This window comes from Collinsella aerofaciens (assembly GCF_040910185.1).
Taxonomy (GTDB): Bacteria; Actinomycetota; Coriobacteriia; order Coriobacteriales; family Coriobacteriaceae; genus Collinsella; species Collinsella aerofaciens_BF.
Window position 1 is genome coordinate 1 of record NZ_JBDGBA010000022.1, and the last position, 26,310, is coordinate 26,310.

The 26,310-nt window shown below is 59.7% G+C and carries 22 protein-coding genes and 1 riboswitch; of the genes, 9 read left to right on the forward strand and 13 right to left on the reverse strand.

From position 1 onward, the window contains the following. Window positions 1-128 precede the first annotated feature (128 nt). The 5 genes from AB5Z54_RS08340 to AB5Z54_RS08360 form a co-directional block, all read right to left on the reverse strand. Window positions 129-1,259 (reverse strand): GTP-binding protein, encoded by a 1,131-nt coding sequence (locus AB5Z54_RS08340; protein ID WP_368161173.1) that lies wholly within the window; start codon window positions 1,257-1,259, stop codon window positions 129-131. Window positions 1,260-1,345: 86 nt separating this feature from the next. Further along, window positions 1,346-1,687: an arsenate reductase family protein gene (locus AB5Z54_RS08345; RefSeq protein ID WP_055252194.1), complete on the reverse strand. Its 342-nt coding sequence runs from the start codon at window positions 1,685-1,687 to the stop codon at window positions 1,346-1,348. A gap of 16 nt (window positions 1,688-1,703) precedes the next feature. Then, entirely contained in the window at window positions 1,704-2,327 is a 624-nt protein-coding gene (locus AB5Z54_RS08350) for a flavodoxin family protein (RefSeq protein WP_099431361.1), read from the reverse strand. A gap of 111 nt (window positions 2,328-2,438) precedes the next feature. Continuing rightward, entirely contained in the window at window positions 2,439-3,968 is a 1,530-nt protein-coding gene (locus AB5Z54_RS08355) for a diguanylate cyclase domain-containing protein (RefSeq protein ID WP_368161175.1), read from the reverse strand. Window positions 3,969-4,095: 127 nt separating this feature from the next. After that, complete coding sequence (locus tag AB5Z54_RS08360) at window positions 4,096-6,813, reverse strand: bifunctional diguanylate cyclase/phosphodiesterase (protein WP_368161176.1); 2,718 nt, start codon at window positions 6,811-6,813, stop codon at window positions 4,096-4,098. A gap of 323 nt (window positions 6,814-7,136) precedes the next feature. On the opposite strand from AB5Z54_RS08360, the gene AB5Z54_RS08365 reads away from it, so the two are divergent. Next, window positions 7,137-8,006: a patatin-like phospholipase family protein gene (locus AB5Z54_RS08365; protein ID WP_368161177.1), complete on the forward strand. Its 870-nt coding sequence runs from the start codon at window positions 7,137-7,139 to the stop codon at window positions 8,004-8,006. Between the two features lie 101 nt (window positions 8,007-8,107). Here the strand turns inward: AB5Z54_RS08365 and AB5Z54_RS08370 are convergent, their stop codons facing one another. The 3 genes from AB5Z54_RS08370 to thiM are packed head-to-tail and all read right to left on the reverse strand — an operon-like array spanning window position 8,108 to window position 9,984. Further along, the gene (locus AB5Z54_RS08370; protein ID WP_006234517.1) at window positions 8,108-8,803 is read right to left on the reverse strand and encodes a thiamine phosphate synthase; all 696 of its coding nucleotides are present in this window, start codon (window positions 8,801-8,803) and stop codon (window positions 8,108-8,110) included. Then, a complete protein-coding gene (locus tag AB5Z54_RS08375; protein ID WP_225093307.1) occupies window positions 8,800-9,141 on the reverse strand; it encodes a thiamine-binding protein in 342 nt (113 codons plus the stop codon). Before AB5Z54_RS08375 ends, AB5Z54_RS08370 begins: the two co-directional genes overlap by 4 nt. Window positions 9,142-9,144: 3 nt before the next feature. Further along, the gene (gene thiM / locus AB5Z54_RS08380; protein ID WP_368161178.1) at window positions 9,145-9,984 is read right to left on the reverse strand and encodes a hydroxyethylthiazole kinase; all 840 of its coding nucleotides are present in this window, start codon (window positions 9,982-9,984) and stop codon (window positions 9,145-9,147) included. Window positions 9,985-10,035: 51 nt separating this feature from the next. Beyond that, a riboswitch (TPP riboswitch) is annotated at window positions 10,036-10,146 on the reverse strand. A 93-nt stretch (window positions 10,147-10,239) separates the two neighbouring features. Between thiM and AB5Z54_RS08385 the strand changes: the two genes are divergently transcribed. The 4 genes from AB5Z54_RS08385 (at window position 10,240) to AB5Z54_RS08400 (ending at window position 14,801) form a co-directional block, all read left to right on the forward strand. Then, the gene (locus AB5Z54_RS08385; RefSeq protein ID WP_368161180.1) at window positions 10,240-11,148 is read left to right on the forward strand and encodes an HAD-IIB family hydrolase; all 909 of its coding nucleotides are present in this window, start codon (window positions 10,240-10,242) and stop codon (window positions 11,146-11,148) included. 10 nt (window positions 11,149-11,158) lie between these two features. Beyond that, a complete protein-coding gene (locus AB5Z54_RS08390) occupies window positions 11,159-12,055 on the forward strand; it encodes a LysR family transcriptional regulator (RefSeq protein WP_195621493.1) in 897 nt (298 codons plus the stop codon). 155 nt (window positions 12,056-12,210) lie between these two features. Further along, window positions 12,211-13,344 carry a 5-methyltetrahydropteroyltriglutamate--homocysteine S-methyltransferase gene (locus AB5Z54_RS08395; protein ID WP_368161181.1) on the forward strand — a complete coding sequence of 378 codons (1,134 nt, stop codon included), beginning with the start codon at window positions 12,211-12,213 and terminating at the stop codon, window positions 13,342-13,344. Window positions 13,345-13,466: 122 nt separating this feature from the next. Then, on the forward strand, window positions 13,467-14,801 hold the full coding sequence (locus tag AB5Z54_RS08400) for a uracil-xanthine permease family protein (protein WP_368161183.1): 1,335 nt from the start codon (window positions 13,467-13,469) through the stop codon (window positions 14,799-14,801). Between the two features lie 58 nt (window positions 14,802-14,859). Here the strand turns inward: AB5Z54_RS08400 and AB5Z54_RS08405 are convergent, their stop codons facing one another. The 3 genes from AB5Z54_RS08405 to AB5Z54_RS08415 all read right to left on the reverse strand — a co-directional run bounded on the left by AB5Z54_RS08405 (window position 14,860) and on the right by AB5Z54_RS08415 (window position 19,032). Then, entirely contained in the window at window positions 14,860-15,525 is a 666-nt protein-coding gene (locus tag AB5Z54_RS08405) for an alpha/beta hydrolase (protein WP_368161184.1), read from the reverse strand. Window positions 15,526-15,732: 207 nt separating this feature from the next. After that, window positions 15,733-17,514 (reverse strand): hypothetical protein, encoded by a 1,782-nt coding sequence (locus AB5Z54_RS08410; RefSeq protein WP_368161186.1) that lies wholly within the window; start codon window positions 17,512-17,514, stop codon window positions 15,733-15,735. Between the two features lie 207 nt (window positions 17,515-17,721). Continuing rightward, complete coding sequence (locus tag AB5Z54_RS08415; protein ID WP_022094378.1) at window positions 17,722-19,032, reverse strand: NCS2 family permease; 1,311 nt, start codon at window positions 19,030-19,032, stop codon at window positions 17,722-17,724. Window positions 19,033-19,225: 193 nt separating this feature from the next. On the opposite strand from AB5Z54_RS08415, the gene AB5Z54_RS08420 reads away from it, so the two are divergent. Beyond that, a complete protein-coding gene (locus AB5Z54_RS08420) occupies window positions 19,226-19,645 on the forward strand; it encodes a peptide deformylase (protein WP_035137017.1) in 420 nt (139 codons plus the stop codon). 244 nt (window positions 19,646-19,889) lie between these two features. Then, on the forward strand, window positions 19,890-20,855 hold the full coding sequence (bsh, locus tag AB5Z54_RS08425; RefSeq protein WP_195240203.1) for a choloylglycine hydrolase: 966 nt from the start codon (window positions 19,890-19,892) through the stop codon (window positions 20,853-20,855). A gap of 79 nt (window positions 20,856-20,934) precedes the next feature. On the opposite strand, the gene AB5Z54_RS08430 is transcribed toward bsh, so the two are convergent. Next, on the reverse strand, window positions 20,935-23,184 hold the full coding sequence (locus tag AB5Z54_RS08430; RefSeq protein ID WP_368161188.1) for a KUP/HAK/KT family potassium transporter: 2,250 nt from the start codon (window positions 23,182-23,184) through the stop codon (window positions 20,935-20,937). Window positions 23,185-23,324: 140 nt separating this feature from the next. Continuing rightward, window positions 23,325-24,236 (reverse strand): DMT family transporter, encoded by a 912-nt coding sequence (locus AB5Z54_RS08435; protein WP_368161190.1) that lies wholly within the window; start codon window positions 24,234-24,236, stop codon window positions 23,325-23,327. Between the two features lie 118 nt (window positions 24,237-24,354). On the opposite strand from AB5Z54_RS08435, the gene AB5Z54_RS08440 reads away from it, so the two are divergent. Further along, window positions 24,355-25,212 (forward strand): LysR family transcriptional regulator, encoded by an 858-nt coding sequence (locus tag AB5Z54_RS08440; protein WP_368161192.1) that lies wholly within the window; start codon window positions 24,355-24,357, stop codon window positions 25,210-25,212. A gap of 201 nt (window positions 25,213-25,413) precedes the next feature. Further along, window positions 25,414-26,310, forward strand: an 897-nt coding sequence (locus AB5Z54_RS08445; RefSeq protein WP_368161200.1) for an aminotransferase class I/II-fold pyridoxal phosphate-dependent enzyme, incomplete at its 3' end; no start/stop codon positions are given.

A 26,310-nucleotide genomic window follows, 5' to 3' on the forward strand; every position in this document is an offset into this window, starting at 1 on the left:
AGTTCCGGAACCGGGCCCTTGCGGCGTAGTCGCTATTTATTCAGTCCAAGTTTCGGGGCGCAGTTCACTGTCCCCTTCGTGGTGGTTTGGCGGCTGTGTAACGGGCGGACAAACCCGCTTGGATAAACCTAGGCGCGGTGCCAGTCAGTCAGGCAGGCATCGAGGGAGGCAACGAGCGCGTCTTTGTCCATGTGACGGCCGATGATGCACAGGCTCGTCATGCGGTCGCCCGTCTCGTCGTCCCAAATCTGCATGATCTCAGGGTTCTCGTCGATGATCTTCTGCTTCTCGCCCTCGGGCGCGGAGTCAACGAACAAGCCGTTCTCCATCAGGCGCATCTGGTGGCCGGCCTGCTCAAACATGTAGCACATGTCCGGATTGCTGGCTTGCCACAGCGGGCCCTTGACGCGGATGACCTCGTCGGGCCACTCCTGCTCAACAAAATCGGTGAACTTCTGCAGGTCAAACGGCTTGCGGCGCGAGTACACAAAGGTCTCGATGTCGTACTCGAGCACCTCGGGGTCGTCGTGCTCCTCGGGATGCTCCATAGCCTCGATCCAGGCGGCGGAGTTGTAGGCGCGCATAAAGTCGAAGCGGTCGGTATCGAGCAGTTCCTCCATGGGGACCTCGCCGTTTTGGGCCTCGACGATCACGGCGTCCTTCTGCAGGCTGCGCACGATGGCCTTGAGCTCGGCAATCTGCTCGGGGCTCACGGTGTCGGTCTTGTTGAGGATCAGCGTGGAGCAGAACTCGATCTGCTGGATGAGCAGGCTTTCGATGTCGTCCTCGTCGATATCCTCTGCCAGCAGGTCGCGGCCGCCATTGAACTCGTCGTACATGCGGGCGCAGTCGACCACGGCCACGATGTTGTCGAGCGCGAGCTTGGGCTCGCCGCCCACCTTGGCCTCGTCGCAGAAGCTCGAGATGGTGTAGGCGATGGGGATAGGCTCGCAGATACCCGAGGCCTCGATGATGATGTAGTCGAAGTTGCCCGAATCGGCGATGCCCTGCAGCTGGTTGGCCAGGTCATCCGAAAGTGTGCAGCAGATGCAGCCGTTGGTGAGCGGGATGAGGTCGTCGGTCTCGGAAAGGCCGCCGTCGGCGATGAGGCTGGCGTCGACGTTGATCTCGCCGATATCGTTGACGATCACGGCGGCGCGGATGCCGCCGTCGTTAGCGAGGATGTGGTTGAGCAGCGTGGTCTTGCCGGCACCGAGGTATCCGGTAAGCATGATGATCTTCACGGGTTTGTTGGGCATGTGCCCTCCTTTGTTAGACATGGCTTACAGTTGAATCTTATGCCAAACGCCTGCTCTTATACCCATGCGCCGGCAAATAACACAGGCTACTCCCAGGCTCCCCATACATCGGGGCAATAACCGACGGTGGCCTTTTTGCCGTTGCGCACGATGGGCTCGGCTAGAACCTGCTGGTTTTCGAGCAACTTGTCGAAGCGCTGGCTAGGGGTGAGGTGCTGGATGAGCGCGAGCGTCTCCTCGTCCTTGGCTTTGGGGTTGAGCAGCTTGTCGATGCCGCCGACCGCCTGCATCACGCTCGTGAGCTCGCCCTTGCTCATCTCCTTTTCCTTAAGGTCGATAAACTGCACCTTAATGCGGCGCTCCTTAAAATAGCGCTGGGCCTTCTTGGTGTCGAAGGACTTCTTGGTGCCAAAAATTTGCACGTTCATATAATGTTCCGCCGTTCTAACGAATGAAGTTGGTCCTGGCGCGATCGGCTTCGGGGGCTTCGATGCCGGCGACCTGTCCTGCCTCGATGCAACGCAGGAGCCAGGCCATGTTTTTGCCGATATTTCGCATGGTGGCCAGACCCTCGGCATCTCCATCGGCCTCGCCCGGCATGGCGCCAAAGACGTTGTTCCAATAGGTGGAGGCGACCACGGGCATCTGGTTGATGGTGAAGTATTTATTGAGTACATCGAAGGTGGTCGACGTGCCGCCACGGCGGGCAACGGCGACCGCGGCGCCCGGCTTGTGCGCAAAGGCCTTGCTGCCAGCATAGAAGGCGCGGTCGAGGGCCGAGAGGATGCGGCCGCTGGGGTGCGCATAGTAGACGGGTGAGCCAAAGACAAAGCCATCTGCCTGCTCGGCGGCAACGATCAGCTCGTTCACCACGTCGTCGTCAAAGGTGCAGCGGCAATCGAGCTTGCCGCACTGGCCACAGCCAATGCAGTCGCGAATGGGCTTGGCGCCCAGCTGGAACACCTCGGTATCGATGCCCTCGGCATGCAATTGCTCGGCGACCTCGGCGAGCGCGCGGGCGGTGTTGCCGTTTGCCTTGGGGCTGCCATTGACCAAAAGAACCTTCATCACAAGCTCCCTCTGCTGTTGGTGACTTCTGCGGAGGATTATCGCACGAGAGAGCAGATGGCGTGGAGCGCGATGCGAAACGGCTTGTGTTTCACATCGCGCCCCACGACGCTAGTCCAGTTTGGTGCCCGGTACCTGCGGTGCTTCTTCAAGTAGCGCTTTGAGCTCATTCAGAATGGAAACGGGCTGTCGGTCGACGGCGTCCAGATGGAGCGTGGCCACACGAAGGGGCGGCTGATATTCAAATGAGCCAAAGAGCACGGGCGATCCCAGGAACCGCTCGATTTCGTCTGCGATCGCGTCGATCTCTTCGGGATCGAATTCGTCGAAAAGCGCCACGAACATCGGTCCCGTCGAACGGAACAGACGACCCTTGCCGCGCGAACAATCCATGAGGCAGGCGGCGCTTTCCGCCAAAACGCGGTCGCCCGCATCAAAGCCAAAGCGGGCATTGACTCGAGCGATCTCGTCGATTTTAATGGCGACCAAGCTCGCCTTGCGCGCCACGCGACGCATTTCGCCAATGGCGTTGACCAGGGCGTGGATATCGCCTAGGCCGGTCACGGAATCAGTCGTATCTGCCAGGCTGCGGTTGATAATCATGCCCACGTACATGTTGGGCTCGGTATCGGTGCCGTCCAAACGGTAGCCCGTGCAGTCGCAAAGCACGTACGCTCCGGTAGCATCCATCACGCGATACTGCATGTAATGGAAGTGCCACGCGCCGTTTACCACCATATCGAGCTCGCTGCGCACGTTGTCGCGGTCTTCGGGGTGAACGCGGGCAAGCCACATATCGAGTGAGTTGTAGGGATGCTGGGAGGGTAGGTCGAAATCGCGCACGGCATTAATCGACCATTGCGATTCGCCGGTATCGAGGTTAAGGATAAACGGATAGCGTGTCTCGGAGCTCATGGAGATCGCCTGGAACACGCGGTCGTTGCAAGGAAGTTGATCGGCAATCGGCCGCATCGGCGCGTTGTCTTCTTTCGGTTGCTGCACGCGGTGCATGAGCTTGTAGCGATACATTTTGCGATCGGCATCCATCGTCATCTGGCGACGCGTATCGCCTGCAAGCGGGTCGACGTGCGAGCAACCAAAACTAAAACTGGCGATCATGGGCGCCTTGCCGTCCGATGTTGCCTCGACAAGATCGGTGCGTGTCCGCTCCAAGCGCTGCTCGAGCTCGGCTTCGCCTGTCGTGGGGGACACGAGTACAAATTCATCTCCACCGATACGGAACAGCATTTCATCGTGCTCCATGGTCTCGGTGAGCGCACGACAGATGCCCAGAATATAGCGGTTGCCCTCGGCGTGGCCAAACTTATCGTTGCAGTGCTTAAGGTGATCGATGTCAATATAGGCACAGGTAAAGGGAGTGCCTTTGCGCCAGAGCTGATTGACATGGCGGTCGAGTCCACCGCGGTTGCCAAGATTGGTGAGCGAATCGATATAGGCGCTACGTTCGAGCAGCTGGCGTTCTTGTTGCAAGACGGCGAGCGTTTTCTGCAGTTGCTCGCCGACGGCGCGCAACTCCGTGGGCAGTGCGTCAACGTCGAGCTCGGCGGTTGAGGCCCCGTTCGCAAGCCGCTGAAGATGGGCAATGATTGACTGCTCGCCCATGCGATACGACTCGTTCATGATGGATAACCTCCTTGGGTGACAGGATGCTCCGTATCATATCCCCAATTCGGTTTGAATTGGGGATATGCGTTAGCCAATGGGGACAAATGCTCCCCTAGACGGTGGTGTTTTGCGCGCGAGCGTATCAGTTGTTATTGCCACCATCGAACAATGCCTCAAAATCCTTCGCCGGCATGGGGCGGTAGTAGAGGAAGCCCTGAGCGTAGCGGGCGCCCATCTGTCGTAGCATGTTCGCCTGCTCATTTGTCTCGACGCCTTCGACTACGACGGGCAGATGGAGCGACTGCGCCATCTCGAGCATCGATGACACGATCTGCGCGCTGCGGCCTTGATCGCGGTCGGTGGGCACAAAGGTGCGGTCGAGCTTGATGACGTCGACGTTGACGTTCTTGAGCATCGCGAGCGTGGACTGGCCGGTGCCAAAATCGTCCATATAGGTCGAGAAGCCGCGGATGTGCAGGTCGGCTGTCAGTTTGTCCACGGCCTCGGACTCCCCCGTATAAGCCGTCTCGGTGATCTCGATACGCATGAGCTCGGGCGGTAGGTTGTATTGGGCGGCGAGCGCCCCCATATGTTCGGCAACGTCGCAGGCAAGGATATCCACGCGCGACACATTAAGCGAGACCGGAACCACGCGAAGTCCTCGATCGATGCGCTCGCGCAGCCACGAGGCGACGCCCTGCCAAATGTACTTGTCGAGCGTCACCACAAAGCCGCTTTCCTCGAGTGCGGGGATAAACGTTGCGGGCGAAATGAGAGAGCCATCTTTGTCGATCCAGCGTGTGAGCGCCTCGGCGCCAATGATCTCGCCGGTTTCCATATCAACCAGTGGCTGCAGGTAGTAGGTGATGCGGTCGTTTGAGAGCGCATACTGGAACTCGGTGAGGGTGCGGTGAAACGCAACCTCGCGCTTGTATTCCTCGGGGCGAAAGACGGCAATGCGATCCTTAAAGTCGTTTTTCGCGCGCCGATTGGTAAACATGGCCTTGGCCTGTGCATCGATGGTAATTTCCTCATTGGAGTCGATGGGGTAAACGCCCATGGACGGCCAGAAACCTACGCCGTTATCATGCTTGGCCACGGCCTCGCGAACGCGGTTATAGATTTTATGGACGGTGTCGTGCTCAAAGGGGATGAGTACGCAAAAGTCATCTTGGCCCCAGTACCCTGCGACGCCCATGTCGGCATTCTCGATGTCCTTGAGGACCGTGCCCACATCGGCGAGCATGCGGTCGCCCTCGGCCTGTCCGTGCCATTCGTTGAACAGCCGCATGTGTCCCATGTCGACGGTGGCGATACACCAAGCGCCGTCGCGCCCTGTCCTCAGAAATGCGTTGGCACGCCGCATAAACTCGCTGGGTCGATAGAGGCCCGTGAGCGTATCGATGCGTTCGGCGACGGCGCTTTTGCGCTCAATCTCAGGTATGGGGAGGCTGTCGTTGGGAACAAGCCCGCCGGCCGCACGAAGACGACGGTCGAGTTCGCCTAAAACAGCGGTCGCTTGATTGATTAAGCGCTCGTAAAAGGCCGGAACGACGAGGCAGACGGGGGTAATGGTATCGCCCGCGATTTGAACAGGAGCGAAAACGGCTTCTTTAAGATGATGGGTCAGTTGCTCGAATGCCTCGTGGCCCAACTCGTTGCTAAGCACGACGAACTGGGCGTTTCGTGAGCGGAAGACGCGACTCCTGCCGCGGGTGATCGACAACATGCGGCCTGCGTATTCGGCGAGCATGTTGTCGACAGCCTCGGCCCCATAGAGCTCGTTGAGCTTTGCCGTGCCGCGAACGCGGACCGCTATAAGCCCCGTCTCGCAACGGTCGCGACGGCAAGCATCGATAGCGTTGATCAGCATGCGCTGCGTTCCGAGGCCCGTAGCGGCGTCGACGGTTTCGGCAAGCGAGTGGTTGACGAGCTCGCCGACATAGAGCGAGGGGGTATTTCCGTCGCCGTCGATACGAAACCCGCGAGCGCGGCAAAGGACGTAGTCGCCGACGGCATTGCGCACACGATACTGCATGACGCGACGGTGCTTGGTGCCGTTGTAGACTTGGTCGATGTCGTTGATGTAGGCCTCAAGGTCATCGGGATGCACGCGCGTTTTCCAGTAATCGCGACAGTTGTCTATGTGCTCCGAGGGAAGGCCAAGATCGCGCAAGGCGCCTTGCGACCAAAGGGTGCGATGTTTGTCCAAGTTCTCGATAAAGAAATAGCGGCCCTCGTTGAGCATCGAAAAGGCGTCGAAAATACGGTCACTTATTTCGAAGTCGTCGGCGTGGGCTTGCGTGATATTGCGCCGATCAAGGTGCACGGCATGACGTAGCTTGTAGTCGTACATGCGATGGTCGGCATCGAGTGTCATGCGATTGGGGGCCTCGCCCAGGGCGGGGTCGGCATGTGACACTCCGTAGCTAAACGAGTGAGGCATCTCGGAATCGTTGTTTTTGAGCAGGACCGTTCGGCAGTGTTCCAGACGTTCGGCGAGGTCGTCCTCGGTCGCAACCGTAGACAGGATGGCAAACTCGTCGCCGCCTATGCGAAACGCCGCCTCGTCCACCTTCATATACAGCTTGAGATAGAGGCTTACCTGCAAGATATAGCGGTTGCCCTCGTCATGCCCAAAGATGTCGTTGCAGTGCTTAAGGTTATCGATGTCGATAAACGCCATGGTCACGGGCAGTTCCTGCTCCCAGATTTCCTCTAAGGAGCGAGCAAAGCCGCCGCGGTTGCCAAGTCCGGTAAGCTGGTCGGTAAAGGCGGTCCTAGTCAGATCATCCTGACGCTCGAGAAGGTCACGGATGGTCTTTTCGAGCGTTTCGGTGTAATTGCTGACAGTATCCATGTCGTAAGCGGCTTTCTGAGGTCGGGCGAATTGCGTCGGGCGAGCTCGTTGTGCACACGCGTTGATGTTCGGCGCTTTGCGTGTATCCAGGCCCCCGCCTCGCTGCGTTGTTGGGTTACTTTACCGGCTAATGTTCGCTGTTGATAACTACTGCGTAGTATAAACAACAGCACACAATTATATATGGGTGCACATGCTGTGGGCGGCCATTATTCGACAAACGGCAGCGCGACGATGCGATGTCCGATAAAAATGCGACTGAGACGATATATGTTGACGGGTATACTTGTCCCGGTTTTAAACGCAGGAACGGAGATGGTCGCATGGCACAGCCGGATACGACGCGCACGGTGGGACTCGCGCTCGAGGGAGGCGGCTACCGCGGTATGTATACGGCGGGCGTGCTCGACGTTTGGATGGAGCACGGTTTGACCTGCGACCATATGGTGGGTGTCTCGGCGGGCGCGGCGTTTGGCTACAACTTTAAATCGCGGCAGATCGGGCGCGCCATTCGCTACAACAAGGCCTATTGTGCCGACAAGCGCTATGCAAGCGTGACAAGCTGGTTGCGAACCGGCGATATGTTCAATGCCGATTTTGCCTATCACGAGGTGCCTATCGAGCGCGATCCCATTGACTTAGAGGCGTATCGCGCCTGCCCCATGCGATTTACGTGCGTGTGTACCGACATCGAGACGGGCAAGGCCGTCTACCACGATCTGCCGTATGGCGACGAGAGGGATATCGAGTGGATCCGGGCGTCGTCGGCAATTCCCGTGGCGACGCGTCCTGTCGCCATTGAGGGCCGTAAGTACCTGGATGGCGGCGTGGCTGATTCCATTCCCAGTGCTTGGTTGTTTGCGCAGGGGTATGACCGCAATATCGTGGTACTCACGCAGCCGGCGGGCTTTGTGAAGCAGCCCAACAGCGTGATGCCCATGCTGCGGCGCGTGTTCCGTCACTACCCGGAGTTTGTCGCAGCGCTTGAGCATCGGCATGAGGTGTACAATGCCACGCTCGATGACCTGGCACGTCGCGAGGCTGCCGGCGATATCTTTGTGGTGCGGCCGAGCGAATCGGTGAAGGTGCCGTCGCTGTGCCGTGAGCCCGATGAGCTCGAACGCATCTACCAGGTCGGCCGTCGTGATGCGGAGGCGACTTTGCCGGCGTTGGAGGCCTACCTAGCGGGGTAGGGGTTGCATGCGGAAAGCGCATCCCAGAATGGAGGTCCAAACTGGGATGCGCTTTCCGTTGCTGAGGCTATGAGGCTGCGGATCGACTGCTCGGCTTATGTCTATGCCTGCTGCCAGGTGTCGACAAGCTCCTTGGCCGCGGCGTAGGGGTCGTCGGCACTGCAGACGGCGCTCACCACAAAGAAGCCGTCGACGCCGGTGGCCTTAAGCTGTGGCAGGTCGGCCGTCTTGACGCCGCCGCCCACCACGATGGGCACGGGGCTTGCCGCGTGGAGTGCGGCCAGATCCTCAAAACTTTTGGTGATGATGGAGCCATCGGCTGCGCGTCCGCAGTCACGCTTGGTCTCGGTCTCGTGGAGCGGGCCGATGCCCAGGTAGTCGACCAGACTCATGTCGGCGGTCTTGACGTACTCGAGCATCTCCTCGCAGCGGGCCGAAAGGCCCACGATGGCATCGGGGCCCAAAAGTTTGCGGCAGACCTCGACGGGAATATCGCTCTGGCCCACGTGTACGCCGTCGACAGCAATACCCTGCTCGCGCGCGGCGAGTACGCAGTCCAGGCGGTCGTCGATCAGCAAGGCGACCTGACCGGTCTTGCCGGCCTGCGCGATTGCCTGCGCGGCGTCTCCGGTCAGTGCGATGATCTCGCGGGCGCTTGCCACCTTGGAGCGCACCTGGATGCAGGTAAAGCCTGCGTCGAGCGCCTGGGCCACCACATCGCCCACGGGACGTCCCAGCGTGTTTTCGGGGCCGAGTACCAGATAGGCCGAGATATCAAGGTTGTCGCGGATGCTCATCGTGCTTCCTCCTGTTTCTTGATCTGTGCTTCCATGCGCTCGAGTTTGCCAGTCATGGTGTCGGTAAATCCGGGTCGAATATCGGCTTTGAGCACGACTTCGGTGCGGATGCCCTTGCTCGCCAATACAAAGGTTGCGTCGCGCACGACCTGCATGACCTCGTCCCAGTCGCCCTCGATCTCGGTGAACATCGAGGTGGTGCGGTTGGGAAGGCCGCTCTCGCGAATGACGCGCACGACCTCGGCGACCTCGGCGGACAGCTCGTCGCCGGTGCCGCACGGGGCGATGGCCACGGCGACGAGTGTGTTCATGCCGGCATTGGTTGCGGGTTCGGACATGGCTTATGCCTCCTCGAGCTCGAGTCGGTTGTCGGCAATATCCTGGGCGGTTGCGCGGTAGAGCTCGTCGATAAAGGCGACCTTAAAGCTTGCCGGGGCATCGGCGACAGCGGCGGCACGCGTGCCGGCAACGTTGTAGACGGCGGTGCCGCAGACGGCTGCCGTAAACGGGTCGGCGGCGCAGGCATACACGGCCAGCACGCCGCCCTGCGAGCAGCCGCAACCGGTGATCTTGGACATGAGCGGGCTGCCGCCGTGGGACTTGGCCACGGTTATGCCGTCGGTGATTAGGTCGACTTCGCCCGAGACCACTATGGCGCCGCCGGTGTAGCGGGCGAGCGCCACGGCGGCATCGCGGGCGGCGTCGACCGTGTCGGTGGTATCGACACCGCGCACGCGGCTCAGATCAGCCGCCTCGCCCTCAAGACCCCACAGGCCGGCGAGCGCGATGATCTCGGAGGCGTTGCCGCGCACGATGGCGGGCTTGTACTGCTTGAGCTCGTTTACCAGCTGGGTGCGCAGGCTACCGATGCCCAGACCTACCGGATCGAGCACCCAGGGCTTGCCGGCGTCGTGTGCCGCCTTGGCCGCGCGGGGAATCGTCTGCTCGTAGATGGGGAAGAGCGTGCCCATGTTGAGATAGATGGCGCCGCCGCCGGCAACGAGCGCCTCGCCCTCGTCGGGCAGATAGACCATGGCGGCCGAACCGCCTACGGCGAGCTGCGCGTTGGCGACAAAGTCAATCGTCACCGTGTTGGTGATGGAGCCGGCCATTGGATTGGTGGCGCGAATCTCATCCACGGCCTTGACCACATTTTGCTTAAGCTGTTCCGAATCAATCACTGCACATGCCTCCTTGGCATAGAAAAGGGGCGCTGTGCATAGACAGCGCCCCTGCAAAGGCGGCATGCTCCCTACGCCAGCATTAACTGACAGGTTCAAAGGATTGGGCCCTATGCCCTCTCAGCCTTGTGGTTTGCACCGCCGGCACTCCCGCATCGAATCTGTTGTTCCCTATACTAACGCACCTGCCAAAAAGGGACAGGTTTATTTTGGCAGGTCGTTACAATAGGTAGGACCGATACGAATGGGGACCTCATGATCAAACTTGTGCTGACCGATATGGACGATACGCTGATTCCGGCCGGGCATGACGGCGCCAGCGACTACGCCATCGAGGGTATTCATGCCATGCAGGCGGCGGGTCTACACTTTGGCCCGGTTTCGGGTCGTCAGCCGTCCGCGATGGGCTGGATGTTCAAAAATCGTTCCGAGTGTTTTTCGACTGGCGCGTTCTGTAACGGCCAGGTGATGTTTGTCGGCGGCGAAGTAGTCGCCTCGCACGCAATCGACAACGATGCTCTGATGCGTTTGGCCGACTATCTGGAGCAAGAGACCGACGATACCTATCTAAAGGTCTACAGCCTGGGTGACGACTTTTGGGATAACGATGCCTATTGCGTGACGAGCGACCCCGAGCGCGTGCGTCGCGCCATGGAGTCGGGCGGCAACGCATGGCTCAAAGGCGAAGAGGCTCCGTGCCGTCCCGTTGTCGACGACGCGCCGGTGTTCAAGGCGAATATCTGGAGCGCCCGCTCGCGTGAGGAGCTCGCGGAGCTACGTGAGCGCGTTGCCGCTGAGGTACCGGAGCTCTCACTCGTGTTTCCCAACAATCGTGTGCGCCTGTTCGACATCCTTCCAGCAGGTTGGGACAAGGGTTGCGCCGCGCTGGAGCTGGCGCGCGCTTTGGACCTGACGCTCGACGAGGTGGCCGTATTTGGCGATTCCGATAACGATTTGCCCATGATCGATGCCGTTCCCAACTCCGTTGCAGTCGCCAATGCCAACGAGGCTGTCACGGCTGCCGCGCGCTGGCATATCGGCGCTGCGGCAGACGATGCGGTTGCCGGGGCTCTGCATCAGATTGCCGCCTGCGCCGCGACGGGGGAGATGCCGCCGTTTATGCGTCAGGTGAGCACGACTGGTTTCGACGTCACGAACGTCTAGGGAGAAAGCCATGAAGCTTCAGCAGCTCAGGTATGTCGTCAAAGTTGCCGAATGCGGCAGCATTACCGAGGCCTCGCGCCGACTCTTTGTGTCGCAGCCTTCGATTACCGCATCGATCCGCGATCTCGAAAACGAGATGGGCGTGCACATCTTTGAGCGCACCAACAAGGGCGTCATTGTGTCCGAAGAGGGCGAGACCTTCTTGGGCTACGCGCGCCAGGTGCTCGACCAGGCCGACCTGCTCGAGGGCAAGTACAAGGGCGCATCCGAGCAGGTGCCGCACTTTAGTGTGAGCTGCCAGCATTATTCCTTTGCCGTTAACGCGTTTGTTGACGTGATCCGCGAGTTCGATGCCGCGCGCTACGACTTTACCTTGCGCGAGGAGCAGACTCACGAGATTATCGAGGACGTCGCGCACATGAAAAGCGAACTGGGCATCCTGTACCTGTCCGAGCATAACCGCGAGGTTATCGAGCGCATGCTGGCGGCCAACGAGCTCGTGTTCGAAGGGCTCTTCTGCGCCACGCCGCACGTTTTTGTGTGCGCCGACCATCCGCTGGCGGGCCGCTCCAGCGTGACGCTTGAGGACTTGGAAGACTACCCGTTCCTGTCCTACGAGCAGGGCAGCTACAACTCGTTTTACTATTCCGAGGAGCTGACCTCGACGTTCGAGCGACGCAAAAATATCCGCGTGCGCGACCGTGCGACGCTGTTCAACCTTGCCATGGGCCTCAACGGCTACACGGTATGCTCGGGCGTGATCAGCCACGAGCTCAACGGCCCCGGCATTATCTCGATTCCGCTCGACGTGGACGAGTACATGGAGATTGGCATCATCACGCGCAAGAACACGACGCTCACGCGCTACGGTCGGGCCTATATCGACGCGATTCGTCAGCATATCTAGGGTGCTGTGCTCCGCACGGTTCAAGTCTCTTTATGGCAGTCCAGACTGATATAGGAAGCATCTATATCAAACTGTTATAAACATATATTTTACGATGACCACATGAGCGCTCATACTCTGTCTCGATAAAGCAACCAATGCAAAGGGAGATATCTATGAGCACTTCGATTCAACCGAACGCGCCGTTTCGCGCCGATATCGTCGGCAGTTTTCTTCGTCCGCAGGCCGTGAAGGACGCCCGTGCCGCCTATGCCGCGGGTACGCTCGATGACGACGGCCTTAAGGCCGTCGAGGATGAGGCCATTCGCGACTTGGTGGACAAGCAAAAGGCCGCTGGCCTGCAGGTGATTACCGATGGCGAGTTCCGCCGCAGCTACTGGCACCTCGACTTTATGTGGGGCCTCAATGGCATTGAGCGCCGTACCTCGCGTACGGGCTATATGTTCCACGACGAGGAGACCACGGCCGATACCGCCGTGGTGACCGGCCCCATCAGCGGCGAGAACCACCCCTTTGTCGAGCACTTTAAGTTTGTCAAGGCACTTGAGGGCGAGGGCCACGTTGCACGCCAGACCATCCCGGCACCGATCCAGACGTTCTCTGAGGTCACGCTCGATCGCTGCGATGGCCAGCAGGAGAGCCTGCGCGCTGTCTATAAGACCGATGAGGAGCTTGCCGACGCCATTGCAACCGCTTATCGCACGGTGATCGCCGACTTGTACGCAGCGGGCTGCCGCAACATCCAGTTTGATGACTGCACCTGGGGCATCTACTGCGATACCGACTTTGTGTCCAAGACCGGCATGAGCCCGGTCGATCTGCAAAAGGTAAGCGAGCTGGGCGTGGCGCTCAACAACGCCGCCATCAAGGGCAAGCCCGATGACCTTGTCATTAACACGCACGTGTGCCGTGGTAACTACCACTCTACCTATGCCTTCGAGGGCGGCTACGACCCCATCGCGCCGTACCTGTTTGCGCATGAGGACGTCGATGCGTTCTATCTGGAGTTCGATACGCCGCGCGCCGGTGGTTTTGAGCCACTGAAGTATGTTGCCCCCGGCAAGAAGGTCGTGTTGGGCCTGGTGACCACCAAGGCCGCTGAGCTTGAGGACGAGGATGTTATCGTCGAGCGTATTCACGAGGCTGCAAAGTATGTTCCGCTCGAGAACCTGTATCTGTCGCCCCAGTGCGGCTTTGCCAGTTGCGAGATTGGCAACAAGCTGACCGAGGACGAGCAATGGGCAAAGATCGCGCTGGTCAAGCGCGTTGCCGAGCGCGTTTGGAAATAGCGGAAACGTTCGCAGGTGACGGCGCGTGCGAGACATGGCGCATCGCGTACAATGGTTCGGATCGTATCGTTCGGGCAGGTTATCCGATATGCCCGATCGCCCTTCCATTCGAAAGGACATCCATGTCCCAATCCTCGACGCCCGCCGTCACCGATGCCATCTACGATGCATCGTCGCTTGGCCGCCCGCGCATGTTCCTGCTCGGTCTGCAGCACCTGTTTGCCATGTTTGGCGCCACCGTGCTGGTGCCCGTGCTCACCGGTCTCTCGGTTTCGGCGACGCTTTTGTTTGCCGGCTTGGGTACGCTGCTGTTCCACTTCTTGTCGCGCGGTAAGGTGCCGGCATTTTTGGGCTCATCGTTTGCCTTTATTGCCGGTTATGCCGCCATCGCGCCCAACGGCGAGGCCGAGCTTTTGCCTTACGCCTGCCTGGGCGTTGCCTGCGCCGGTCTACTCTATCCGGTACTTGCGGCACTCTTCCGCGCGTTTGGCGCCAAGCGCGTCATGCGCTTCTTTCCGCCGGTAGTGACGGGCCCCATCGTCATTTCGATCGGTCTGATCCTGGCAAGCTCCGCAATTGCCAACTGCCAGACCAATTGGCTTGTGGCTGTTATTGCCGTTGCCGTTATCGTGATCTGCAACATTTGGGGTCGCGGCATGGTCAAGATCGTGCCGATCCTGCTGGGCGTCGTGGTGAGCTATGCCGTTGCCGCCGCGTTGGGTGAGGTCGATTTTTCGGGCGTTGCCGCCGCGCCGTGGGTCGGTCTTCCCATCGTGTGGGACAACACCGTGTTTGCACTCTTTGGGCCGCAGTTCGATAGCGGCCTTGCCACGACCGCCATCATCACCATCATGCCGTTGGCCTTTGCAACCATGATCGAGCATATCGGTGATATCTCCGCTATTGGCTCCACCTGCGAGCGTAACTACATTGCCGATCCCGGCCTGCATCGCACGCTGCTCGGCGATGGTCTCGCCACGATCATGGCTTCGCTCTTTGGCGCTCCGGCCAACACCACGTATGGCGAGAACACCGGCGTGCTCGCTCTGACGCGCGTGTTCGACCCGCGCGTGATTCGCATTGCCGCGTGCTGCGCCATCGTGCTTTCGTTCTGCCCCAAGTTCGCTGCCGTGATCGCCGCCATGCCGCCATGCGTTATCGGCGGCGTGTCGCTCGTGCTCTACGGCATGATCAGTGCCGTAGGCGTGCGCAACCTCATTGAGAACCAGGTCGATTTCCAGAACAACCGCAACGTGCTGGTGGCCGCTCTGGTACTCGTGCTTTCGCTCGGCATTGCCTATAGCACCGCCGGAGCTATCGTGTTGGAGCTGGGCGGCGTGACCATTTCGCTGTCCGGCATTGCCGTGGGCTCGCTGGTTGGCATCGTGCTCAACGCGATTCTGCCGGGTAACGACTTCGAGTTCGACGTTTCTGAGCTTGAGGAGACTGTCGAGTAGTAGTTGTGTTCAGCTAAATCAAAAATATGGCGCCCATGCGTACGCGTGGGCGCCTTTTTTAATGCGTCAGTATCCAGTGTATGCCGCGGGCCATACGCAAGTCGGTTTGGGTAAAGTGATTGCCGGGGTTGAGCTCCAGCGTTGTTGGAATGCCGCGCTCGATGAGTAGCTCTTCCAATGCGAGCGTGTCGTCGAGTACGTGCCTCATCATGCGGTTGGGCGTCTTGGTTTCCTTTTTGCCGAGTGACAGATAGACGGCTTGTGGGCTGCCGGCAAATGACGCCGTGCTGGCACGGTCGACAAAGTCGGGAAACCATAGCGACCCCGATGCGCTCGCCGCGCGGCCAAAGACATCGGTTTGCCAGAGAGCCCAAAGCGAAAAGAGGCCCGCCAGCGAATAACCGGCAATGCCACGCCAAGCAGGTGGCTGTGGGAGCGACGACTCGACCTGGGGGATTATCTGATTCAGCAGCTCATCAAGAAAACCGGCAGCTTGGCCGCCGAAAGGCTCAGCATCGCGTACGGTTCCGTCGCATTCCCAGGGGCTCAGCTCGCGATTCCAGTTGAGACCGCCAATGGCGACGAGGGTGAATGGCGGACAGTCGAGCTCTCGGCAACACTTATAAACCTCGCTGCCGTCGCCCACGACCACAGGAAGGTAGATGACAGGCGCGCTTTCCGTATGATTCGAATAAACGGTTATCTGCTTTTGATGCGCTTCCATGACGGGCTTCTCTCAGTGTTGTGATATCGGCAGCCCCAATTGTCGCACGCCAGCGTATGCCGGTTGGGCTAGACCAAAGACAATCTCGTGCATCCCCTGCGGACGCATATGGAAAACGCCACCGCCGGAGGGGAGCTCGGCGGTGGCGTTGTTAAACGGTACTGGGGCTCGGGGCCTTCGCGGGAGCTGCCATGTGCGCAGAGGCGTTTAAGAACGCTTACGGCTCGCCATGGTGCCTGCGGCGATAGCGGCTGTTCCCGCAAGGACGGTTGCCACGATGGCCGCACCCGAGGTGTCGCCGGTTGCCGCGAGCACGCCGGTAGTCTTGGCTTTCGTGGTTGAAGCCGCAACGGCCTTGGTCGGCTTTGAGCCCTCAGGCTTGGGGTTCTGCTTGGACTCCGCGGGCTTGCTTTCTGCGGGCTTGGTCTCGTCGGGCTTGGGGTCTTCCGGCTTGGCTACCTCGGGAGGTGCGATGGTCGTACTTTTGGCGACTGCTTTGATATAGAGGGAGTCGACCGTGGCGTCGCCCGTGCCGATGGCCTGGCCTGCCTCGTAGATGCCGTCACGGAGCTTGCGATAGTCAATGACCTTGCCGCCTTCGGGCGTCTGGATGGCGGCGTTCTCAATCTTGATGGTGCCGATTGTCTTGCCGTCAGCGCTCATGGCACGGGCAAAGATTGCCGCTGTATCTCCTTCGGCCGTTACCTTGCTGCGGATGATCGAGATGACTGCGGGTGTGACGCCCTCGCTGGTCTGGGCGATGATGCCGATGTTCTCGCCTTGGGGTTCGCGCCTCGTCTCGCCATCTTGGTTTTCGCTGTAGGGGATGGGGTCGTCGCCGTTCTCGACATAGCGGGCTATGGCCTTGACAACGGAGTCGCTGATGTAGATGTGGCCGCCCTTCTCGTTGGGTCGATTGTTTCTGGTGGAGAATGCAGCCGAAACCTCGCCTTCCGCAAACGCGTCCACGGTGGAGCCGTTCTTGATGTCGATGTCGCCCCCGTCAGTGATGAGGGCGATGGCCTGGCCGCCGTTCGCGCTGGTACGGACCGTCACGGTCGCGTGATCGAGCGTAATGCCCTTGTGGGCATAGACGCCATATTCAACACCGCTTGCGTCAAGGGAGGCGTTCGTGACCGCGAGACTGCCCTCAGTGTCGACGGCAAGATATCCCTCGGAGCTTGCCTTGACCTGGCTGCCGTCCGAGATGTTGATATTGCCGCCGCTCCAAAGGGCCTCACCATCGGCTGAGCTTGCCTCGACCGTCCCGCCACCCTTGATGGTGAGGTTCTTGTCGGCTCCAATACCCTTGTCCTTGGTAGCCCTGGCGGTGACGGCTCCGCTGTCGTCAATCGTGATATTGCCGTTTGCCCTGATGCCATCCGATGTACCCGTGGCGTTGACGTTGCCCGAACCTTTGATAGCGAGATCACCTCCGGCATTGATGGCATCAAACCCAGTGCTCGTGGCGTTGACGGATCCGGCTCCGTCGATGTTGATATTACCCGTGGAGAGGATAGCGTCCTCAGTAGATGTCACGCTGAGCGTGCCGCCCTCGTCGCCTTGGATATTGAGCTCGGCATTCTCGTTAGTGCCATGAGAAACGTTGATGCTTTCGATCCATTCGGCAGTGACGATGTTGGTTCCCGAGTAATTCACGTTGAGCTTGCCTGCGGCCTGGATCTCGCCGCCGTTATAGTTGTTGAGCTTCAAGTCGTCGGCGCCGTCCCACGACCACGTACCGGCCTCGTCGCTCGCCGCGGTGTTGTACTTGTTGCCGCCGACCTTGACCCATTCCGCTGCGAGCGAGATGCTCGGCATGAGCAGCGAGCTTGCCGTGAGCGCGCACACGGCGCCCACGACGATGCGGCGTGTCACGCGGCGCCAGCTGCCGTGTGCGAGCAGCGTGCGACGGCGCACGTCGGGCTCGACAAAATGGGCTCCAGAGGTTTTGTCATTGCGCTTGGGGGTCGTGAACAAGGCGGCCATGGTTACTCCCATCCTCATAGGGCCTATGCGACTACGCCCAGCATATCTGCAGGATGTAGCCGGCGGTAGTGCCGTTTGGAGGGCAAAATGTCCAAAACTCAGGAAGCAATACATCGCGCGTCCGTGCGTTGCCTGGCTTTAAAAGAAAAGCGCGGAGCCGCTCGATGCGATTCCGCGCTTTGGTGTTCTGCTTTGGCAGCTTTGCCGCTACGCTACAAAGAAGTAGACGAGGAAGGCGAGGGCTGCGATCCACATGAGCGGCTTGATCTTGGAGGCCTCGCCCTTAAAGAGCGCGACGACCACGTAGGCGATAAAGCCCAGGCCAATGCCGGCAGAGATGGAGTAGGTGAAGGGCACGCCGGCGACAATCATGAACGCCGGGAAACCCTGCGACACGTCGGACCAGTCGATCTCGGAGGCCTCGCTCATCATGAGGTAGCCGACGTAGACCAGAGCACCGCAGGTGGCGGCGCTGGAAACGATGGTGACGATGGGGGAGAAGAACGCGGCGAGAATGAACAGCACGCCGGTGGTGACGGAGGTGAGGCCCGTGCGGCCACCGTCGGCGGCGCCGGAAGTGGACTCGACGAAGGTGGTGATGGAGGAGACACCCATGAAACCGCCCACAGCAGCGGCGGCGGAGTCGACGATCAGGATCTCCTTGATATTCTCGACGTTGCCGTCGTCGGTGAGGAACTCGCCCTGCTTGGCCACGGCCATCGCGGTGCCCATGGTGTCGAAGAAGTCACTCATGAGCAGCGAGAACGAGATGACGAGGAGCGCGGGGTCGGTAAGGACCTTGACGATGGCGGGCACGCCGCCGGCGTCGGCGATGGGGCCACCGATGCTCGAGAAGTCGAGCGGGGCGATGATACCGGTCGGAGCCTGGGTCACACCTAGGGGGATACCGGCGATGACGGCGACGACGATGCCGATGAGCAGCGAGCCGGGGACGTTGCGGCAGGCGAGGGCGACCGTCACCAGGATGGAGATGATGCCGACGATGAAGGTGGGGGAGGTGATGTCGCCCAGACCGACGAGTGTACCGGCGCCAGCGGTGATGATGCCGGCATCGCACAGGCCAATCATGGCGATGAACAGGCCCAGACCCACCGAGATGGCGTGACGCAGGACAACCGGGATGGCGTCCATGATGGCCTCACGCAGGCCACAAAGCACGAGCAGCAAGATGACGACGCCCTCAAGGAAGATGACGCTCATGGCCACGTGCCAGTCACCGCCGCAGACGGTGGTGGTGATTCCAGCGATCATCGCGTTGACGCCTAAGCCCGATGCGCAGGCGAGCGGGCGGTTGGCGAAGATGCCCATGCAGATGGTCATGATGCCGGCGCCCAGGCAGGTGGCGCAGGCGAGCGCTCCCGCATCGATGCCAGCACCCGAGAGCACCGCGGGGTTGACGGCGATGATGTAGGCCATCGCCAGGAATGTTGTCAGTCCAGCGCGGAGTTCGGTCCCGATTGTGGACTTGCGCTCGCTGACGTGAAATAGTTCGTCCATGCATACCCTTTCCTTGTTCGGCCCCGAGTTTAGGCCGATTGACACGAACTCAACTACTATAGCCCCTTTACGACGCTGTTGTTCCTCGCATGTTGATGTTCGGCGCTTTGTAGCAGACGGACGGTATTTTTCGCATGAAAATGTGTGGGTACCGTATACTTAAGCAGTTACAACGACCCCTATGGAGGAACGTATGATTAAAGAGCTCTGCCACGACGAGGCTATTCTGTCCCAGCGTTGCGAGGTCGCGACCGTCGAGGACGAGTCGGTGGCACAGGACCTGATCGATACCATCAAGTCGCTCGACGATGCCGGCTGCCTTGCCGCCAACCAGATCGGCGTCACCAAGAAGGTCTGCGTCTATCTGGACGACGCCGGCGAGCCCCATGTGCTCTACAACCCCCGTCTGGTGTTTGGCCTGGGTGCCAGCAAGATGGAGGAGAGCTGCCTGACGCACGAGGAGGTCACCAAGTCCACGCGCTACATCAAGTGCAAGGTTGCCTTTGACCAGATCGTCGACGGCAAGATGAAGGAGTGCCGCCGCGACTACGCGGGCTTTGAGGCACAGATGATTCAGCATATGATCGACCACTGTCTCGGCAAGTTGGTCTAAGGGGACCAAAGCACCGCACCTTGCTGCTCAATCGTCGCTCGCGTACCTTAAGTACGCTTCGCTCCTCTTTCGTGGCAATCTGCGGCACTTTGACCCCTTAGACGACCTGCGGGGTTAACTTGGTTGAGTTTATCCTGATTGAATAGTCCGGGCGTGACATTGTTGTCATGTCCGGGCTTTTGTGTTTAGCGCCTTTTTGTTTGGAGACAATGAAATTAGCAAGAACGTAAAGCTAGGAGGCGCTATGTGTACGAGTATTCGATTTACCGATAATTCTGGCCACATGTATCTGGGCCGCAATCTCGACTGGAGCTTTGACTACGGCCAACAGGTTCGCGTGATGCCGCGCGGGTTTCACATTCCGTATTCGTTTATCGACGACGCGACAGCGGCGCACGCGGTGATCGGTATGTGCATCGATTACAGGAACTACCCTATGTTCTTCGATTGCGGCAACGATGCGGGCCTCGCCGTGGCGGGTCTCAATTTCCCGGGTTATGCCGAGTATGCCGAGGGCCCTGTCGACGGCAAGACCAATATCGCGGCCTATGAGTTTCCCCTGTGGGTGGCAGCGACGTTCTCGACGGTCGATGAGGTCGAGGCCGCGCTGCGCGACACGGTGATTGTCGCCAAATCTGCCGGAGAGGGGCTGGGCGTGTCACTGCTCCATTGGATTATCGGCGACAGCCAGCGCAGCATCGTGGTCGAGATGATGGCTGACGGCCTGCATGTATACGACGATCCGGTCGACACCCTTGCCAATCAGCCGACCTTCCCGTGGCATATGGAAAACCTACGCACCTATATCACCGCCACAAGCGATTTTCCGCAAACGGCGACGTGGCGTGGCGCCGAGCTTAAGCCCTATGGAGCCGGTGCCGGCATGCGCGGCATTCCGGGCGATTGCTATTCGCCGAGCCGTTTTGTAAAGGCGGCGTACCTCAATGCCAATTACCCGCAAAAGGAGAGCGAGACCGAAAACGTCGTTCGCATGTTCCGCTCGCTCGAGGGCGTGGTGATGATCGAGGGAGCGTCCAGGATGGGCGATGGCAAGTTCGAGAAGACTATCTACACCGGATGCTTTAGCGCGCGCACGGGCAATTATTACTACGCGATGTATGGGGATCCGTCGATTCGCTACGTGAGCCTGATGGATGCTGAGGGCGCGAGCCCCGATAGGCTCGTGGTTCCCGAGCCGCGTCGTTCGTAGCCGCTAGCTTTACTGCAATACAAGACGGCCTTGCACCTCTCGCGAGGTGCAAGGCCGCTGTCGTTGGTTTGTGACGTCGCTAGAAGTTGGCGTCGTTGAGTTGTTCACTTTCGAGGCCGTCGAGCTGTTGCTGTTCGGGCGTATCGGCGACGCTCTCGAGCAGCTCGGTGGGATCGATGTTCATGTCCCTACCGGCCTCGTTGCCGTTGACCAAGTCGTCCGAGAAGATGTCGACTTCCATTTCCTCGGCCTCTTCGATCTGAACCTCGAGCGGCACCTGGGTGCGCACGAGCTTAACGGCCGGGCGCATGCGGGCAAACAGCGGCACGTACTCGATGATGATGGCCGAGTTCTCAAGACCGTACCAGCGTGCCGGGCTTCCGCAGGCGCGGCGGACGGCGTACTTGATGGCCATCACGCGGTGGTCATTGCGGTTGATGTCCGTTTCGGGGGCGAGCATCTTGCGCAGCATGCAAAAACGGAAGTCGCCCACGTTGCCGCGCGTCTCGTAGATGGAGTAGGTGTGGTGCTGCGGCGGCAGCTCGCCCGAAGCCATCAGGTCGCCGACGATCTGACGCAGATAGGCGTTGATGCGCTGGTTGACCTTAAAGCCCAGGTCCAGGCGAACGCGGAAGAGGAAGTCCGTGCCAAAGGTCTCGACGGAATACTCGTGCGTATAGGGCTCGTCGGTGACATGCACGTTAATGAACCAATACGCCTTGGCGCGCTTGGGATGTTTATCCAGGATGGAATAGAGCACGTCGCGGTCGAGTGTGAGCGGATCGGGGCTGTTGGTGAGGAACACCAGATTGTCGGCGAGCACGGGGTAGGTCTCGTCGTTGCGCAGGCGGTTGAGCTGATCGATGTACTTGGAGACGGGCAGCAGGATCGTTTGCGTGCGCTCGATGGCGGTACCGCGACGCCACACGTACATAAGGCCAAACAGCAGCGAGGCCAAGAAGATCATCACATAGCCGCCGTCAAAGAACATAGTGAGGCACGAGGCAAAGAAGCAGAGCTCGATGGCGCCAAAAAGCAGGGCGAAGACGCAGGCGCCCAGTCTGTGCTTAAGAATGCCGGCGATATAGCTCGTCAAAAGCGTCGTGGTCATAAGCATGGTCACGGTAATGGCGAGGCCATAGGCGCTCTCCATGCGCTCGGAGTTCTGGAACAGCAGCACGATGAAGATGCAGCCGACCCACATGATGTTGTTGACGAGCGGAATATAAAGCTGGCCCTTGGTGTCGCTGGGGTAGTGGATGCGCAGGTGCGGCATAAGGTTGAGGCGCGTTGCCTCCGAAACCAACGAGAACGAGCCGGTAATGAGCGCCTGCGAGGCGATGATGGCCGCCACGGCCGAAAGCACGATGGCAAAGGGGCGCAGGGGCTCGGGAAGCAGCATATAGAACGGGTTGACGATATCCATCGCGAGCATCTGGGGATTGGAATTGTTGGCGAGCAGCCAAGCGCCCTGACCCAGGTAGTTGAGGATAAGGGCCGCCTTAACAAACGTCCAGGATGCATAGATGTTTGCCTTGCCAACGTGGCCCATGTCCGAGTAGAGGGCCTCGGCGCCGGTCGTCGACAGAAAGACAAAGCCGAGCACCATAATGCCCGAGTGGTTGATGGGCGAGAACAGGAACATGATGCCGCGGATGGGGTTGAGCGCACGCAAGATGGACAGGTTGCCGAGCATGTTGAACAGGCCGGCGCCTGCCAGGAACAGGAACCACAGCGTCATGAGCGGGCCGAACAGCTTGCCGATCGACGAGGTACCGGCGCGCTGCATGGCAAACAGGCCGCAGATAATGATGATGGTGATGATGATTACGTTGGTCTGGCCGTCACCCAAAAGCGCGTGGCCCCACTCGATAGTGCGCAAGCCCTCGATGGCCGTGGTAACCGTGACGGCGGGGGTGAGGATGCCGTCGGCGAGCAGCGCCGCGCCGCCGATCATGGCGGGAAGGATCAGCCACGGCGCCACTTTGCGCACCAAGCTAAACAGGGCGAAGATGCCGCCCTCGTTGTGGTTATCGGCCTTCATGGCGATAACCACGTACTTGACCGTGGTCACGAGCGTCATGGTCCAGATGACAAGCGAAAGCGCTCCCAAGATCATGTCTTCGCTGACGGTACCGATGCCGCCGTTGTTGGCGACGATTGATTTCATGGTGTACATGGGGCTCGTGCCGATGTCGCCATAGACGACGCCGAGCGTCACGAGCAGCATGCCAGCGGAGAGGGGGATGGTTCCGTGCCCGCCTTGACCATGCTGGTCTTGGGGGCTTGCCTCCAGTTTGTTGTGTGCCACGTGGACTCCCTTAGACATCCGGTTGTCTGTCTAGGACAGATAATCTTTATGCCGTCTTTATACATACAAGAGCAGTTTGGCACATCAGGTTATTTTAGACAATAATCCCCAGCTGGGGATTATTTATGTACGTGGGTAGCATTTCGAAACAGGGGCTTTTAAGCACGTGCTGTCTGGGCTATGCCAGCCTTGGCGCTTGCGCGTTTGCCGGCGAGTTCGCAAAAAATCGCGCCGCCGATGATAAGCGCGGCACCCATCAGGCGGACCGGTGTTATGGCTTCGCCCAAAAGGAGGGCCGAGAACACGACGGCCGAAAGCGGCTCGAGGTAGCCGACGACCGCGACGGTCTGGACGGGCAGTTTGGCGACGGCACTAAAGTAGAGCAGGCAACCGATGCCGGTGTTGACGACGCCGAGCATGACGACGGCGCGCCAATCAATACTGGCGGCGACGCCGGCGGACAGGAATGAGGGAGCGCCCTGCGTGATGAGCGTGAGGACCAGCGCGGTCACAAAGGCGGCGCTCACCTGGAGCGCGGAGTTCTCGAGGCCTTCGATGTGTGGCGTACCCTTGCTAGCGATGACCATCAGCGCATAGCAAAATGCCGAGGCGATGCCGCAGGCGATGCCCGCAATGGGCATGTTGCCGCCTAGACCTTGCGCTGCAATGAGAAAAGCGCCGCAGGCGACGGCGATAAAGCCGGCGATTTTGCCGCCGGTCAGTTTTTCGCCAAAGATAAACGGCGAGAGGGCCATGACGATGATGGGGCCGCAGTAGTACAGCAGGGAGGATACGCCGACGCCGATCGTCTGGTAGGCACGGAACAGAAAAATCCAGCTGGCACCCAGCGCGGCTCCCGAGAGGAGGAGTGCTGCGGCTTCGCGGGGACGAGATGGCGCCTGCAGTTTATGGCGTTGGGTGATCGCAAGGATAGTGACAAGCGAGAGGGCGCCCAAAAACGTGCGCAGTAGCACGATATCGGAGCTCGGCAGCGCGATGGCGGCGGCGATGATGCCGTTGGAGCCAAACAATAGCAATGCTGCTAAGTACGTAAACAGTCCGTTGTTCATGCGCTGACATCCCCTCTATATCCGAGCATGTTCACTATGGGTGAGGTGGCTTTAGAAGAAAAGCGAATATAATGCATGGAAAACATGACAAAAACTCATACAAGGGTGGGGACGTGCCGTGGAGACCAATATCCAAAAGATGCAAGTGCTGCTCGAGACGGTGCGTGCCGGCAGCTTTACGCGTGCTGCAGAGCGGCTGAGCTATTCGCAGTCGGGCGTGAGCCGCATGGTGGGCGACCTTGAGGCAGACTGGGGCTTTAAGGTGCTCGACCGCAGTCGCGAGGGCGTAGTGCTTTCTGCCGACGGGCGGCAGGTCATGCCGGCTGTCGAGGCGCTCTGCGAGGAATTCACTCGCTTGCAGCGACGGGTGGATGAGATGCGTGGGCTCATGCGCGGCAAAATCTGCATCGGTACGTTTTCGAGTGTGGCGACCCACGTGCTGCCGCCGATGATTGCGCGCTTTCGCGCCGATCACCCGGACGTCGATTATGAGTTGCTGATGGGCGATTACTCAGAGATTGAACAATGGGTGGCGGAAGGCCGCTGCGACCTGGGCTTTATTCCGCGCGAGCCACGCGACGCCGGCATGGCGTCGCGGCCGTTGGTGCAAGACGAGCTGATGGCCGTGGTGCCGGCGGACTCCTCGCTTGCCACCGCGGAGATCGTTTCCCTTGCCGATTTGGCCAACGAGCAGTTTATTCTGCTGGAACGCGGCACCGATGACGAGATTACGCCGCTGTTCCGTCGGGCGGGGCTGACGGTGTGCTCCAAGCTGTCGACCTGGGATGATTATGCGATTATGGCTATGGTCGAGGACGGCCTGGGCGTGAGCATTCTTCCCGCGCTCATCTTGCGCCGTTGTCAGTTCGATGTTGCCGTGCGTTCGCTCGAGGGACATCCCCATCGGCAGATCAATGCGATATATCGCACGGCCGATGTTTCGCTTGCCGCCGCTCGATTCCTTGAATACCTCTAAACGTGTACACGCCATTGTTTGCTTTGGGCAGATCTCGGAGTCCGATACATTTTCTTATGAAATTGAACTTTCGAATGAGGCGCCGCGTTATACTGCTTGCTAAATTGAACCATGGTTCAATTCGTGTTCTATAAATTGAACTTTGCCAGCAAGGAGGTTCTAGTGGCCCAAGAGACGTTTAGCGATCGCCTGCGACGGGCTATGTCCGATCGCGACGTTCGCCAGTCGGACGTGATCCGCGCATCGGAGATGCTCGGCAAAAAACTCGGCAAGAGTCAGATGAGCCAATATGTGAGCGGCAAGACGATCCCGCGGCGCGATGTGGCTGAGCTGCTCGCCCGTATTTTGGAGGTCGATGTTACCTGGCTGCTTGCCGGCGACGCCGATCAAGGCGAGGCATCATCACCCCGCAACGATTCCAAGCCCGAACCCCATCCCTCAGCTCAAATTGCAAGGAGCACCACCATGCGTACTTTTTCTAAATCCACCAAGCTCGATAACGTCCTGTATGACGTGCGCGGTCCCGTCGTCGACGAGGCCGCCCGTATGGAGGACGAGGGCGAGCGCATCCTCAAGCTCAATATCGGCAACCCGGCGCCCTTCGGTTTCCGCACGCCCGATGAGGTCATCAAGGACATGCGCCAGCAGCTGCCCGACTGCGAAGGCTATTCCAATTCGCGCGGCCTGTTCTCCGCGCGCAAGGCGATCATGCAGTATTCGCAGATCAAAGGCCTGCCCAATGTTCAGATGGAGCATATCTACACGGGCAACGGCGTGTCCGAGCTCATTCAGCTTTCGATGAATGCACTGCTCGACAATGGCGACGAGATTCTGATCCCCAGCCCCGACTATCCGCTCTGGACGGCGTGCGCAACCCTTGCCGGCGGTCATCCCGTACATTATCTGTGTGATGAGCAGGCGGATTGGTATCCCGACTTGGAGGATATGGAGTCCAAGATTACGAGTGCGACCAAAGCCCTCGTCATCATCAACCCCAACAACCCCACGGGTTCTGTCTATCCGCGCGAGGTGCTCGAGGGCATCGTCGAGATTGCGCGCAGGCATCAGCTGATGATCTTTGCCGATGAGATCTACGAC

Excerpts from the sequence above, each read along its gene's own strand:
- AB5Z54_RS08340 (WP_368161173.1), bottom strand. The coding sequence starts at position 1,259 with ATGCCCAACAAACCCGTGAAGATCATCATGCTTACCGGATACCTCGGT.
- AB5Z54_RS08345 (WP_055252194.1), bottom strand. The coding sequence starts at position 1,687 with ATGAACGTGCAAATTTTTGGCACCAAGAAGTCCTTCGACACCAAGAAG.
- AB5Z54_RS08350 (WP_099431361.1), bottom strand. The coding sequence starts at position 2,327 with ATGAAGGTTCTTTTGGTCAATGGCAGCCCCAAGGCAAACGGCAACACC.
- AB5Z54_RS08355 (WP_368161175.1), bottom strand. The coding sequence starts at position 3,968 with ATGAACGAGTCGTATCGCATGGGCGAGCAGTCAATCATTGCCCATCTT.
- AB5Z54_RS08360 (WP_368161176.1), bottom strand. The coding sequence starts at position 6,813 with ATGGATACTGTCAGCAATTACACCGAAACGCTCGAAAAGACCATCCGT.
- AB5Z54_RS08365 (WP_368161177.1), top strand. The coding sequence starts at position 7,137 with ATGGCACAGCCGGATACGACGCGCACGGTGGGACTCGCGCTCGAGGGA.
- AB5Z54_RS08370 (WP_006234517.1), bottom strand. The coding sequence starts at position 8,803 with ATGAGCATCCGCGACAACCTTGATATCTCGGCCTATCTGGTACTCGGC.
- AB5Z54_RS08375 (WP_225093307.1), bottom strand. The coding sequence starts at position 9,141 with ATGTCCGAACCCGCAACCAATGCCGGCATGAACACACTCGTCGCCGTG.
- AB5Z54_RS08385 (WP_368161180.1), top strand. The coding sequence starts at position 10,240 with ATGATCAAACTTGTGCTGACCGATATGGACGATACGCTGATTCCGGCC.
- AB5Z54_RS08390 (WP_195621493.1), top strand. The coding sequence starts at position 11,159 with ATGAAGCTTCAGCAGCTCAGGTATGTCGTCAAAGTTGCCGAATGCGGC.
- AB5Z54_RS08395 (WP_368161181.1), top strand. The coding sequence starts at position 12,211 with ATGAGCACTTCGATTCAACCGAACGCGCCGTTTCGCGCCGATATCGTC.
- AB5Z54_RS08400 (WP_368161183.1), top strand. The coding sequence starts at position 13,467 with ATGTCCCAATCCTCGACGCCCGCCGTCACCGATGCCATCTACGATGCA.
- AB5Z54_RS08405 (WP_368161184.1), bottom strand. The coding sequence starts at position 15,525 with ATGGAAGCGCATCAAAAGCAGATAACCGTTTATTCGAATCATACGGAA.
- AB5Z54_RS08410 (WP_368161186.1), bottom strand. The coding sequence starts at position 17,514 with ATGGCCGCCTTGTTCACGACCCCCAAGCGCAATGACAAAACCTCTGGA.
- AB5Z54_RS08415 (WP_022094378.1), bottom strand. The coding sequence starts at position 19,032 with ATGGACGAACTATTTCACGTCAGCGAGCGCAAGTCCACAATCGGGACC.
- AB5Z54_RS08420 (WP_035137017.1), top strand. The coding sequence starts at position 19,226 with ATGATTAAAGAGCTCTGCCACGACGAGGCTATTCTGTCCCAGCGTTGC.
- bsh (WP_195240203.1), top strand. The coding sequence starts at position 19,890 with ATGTGTACGAGTATTCGATTTACCGATAATTCTGGCCACATGTATCTG.
- AB5Z54_RS08430 (WP_368161188.1), bottom strand. The coding sequence starts at position 23,184 with ATGTCTAAGGGAGTCCACGTGGCACACAACAAACTGGAGGCAAGCCCC.
- AB5Z54_RS08435 (WP_368161190.1), bottom strand. The coding sequence starts at position 24,236 with ATGAACAACGGACTGTTTACGTACTTAGCAGCATTGCTATTGTTTGGC.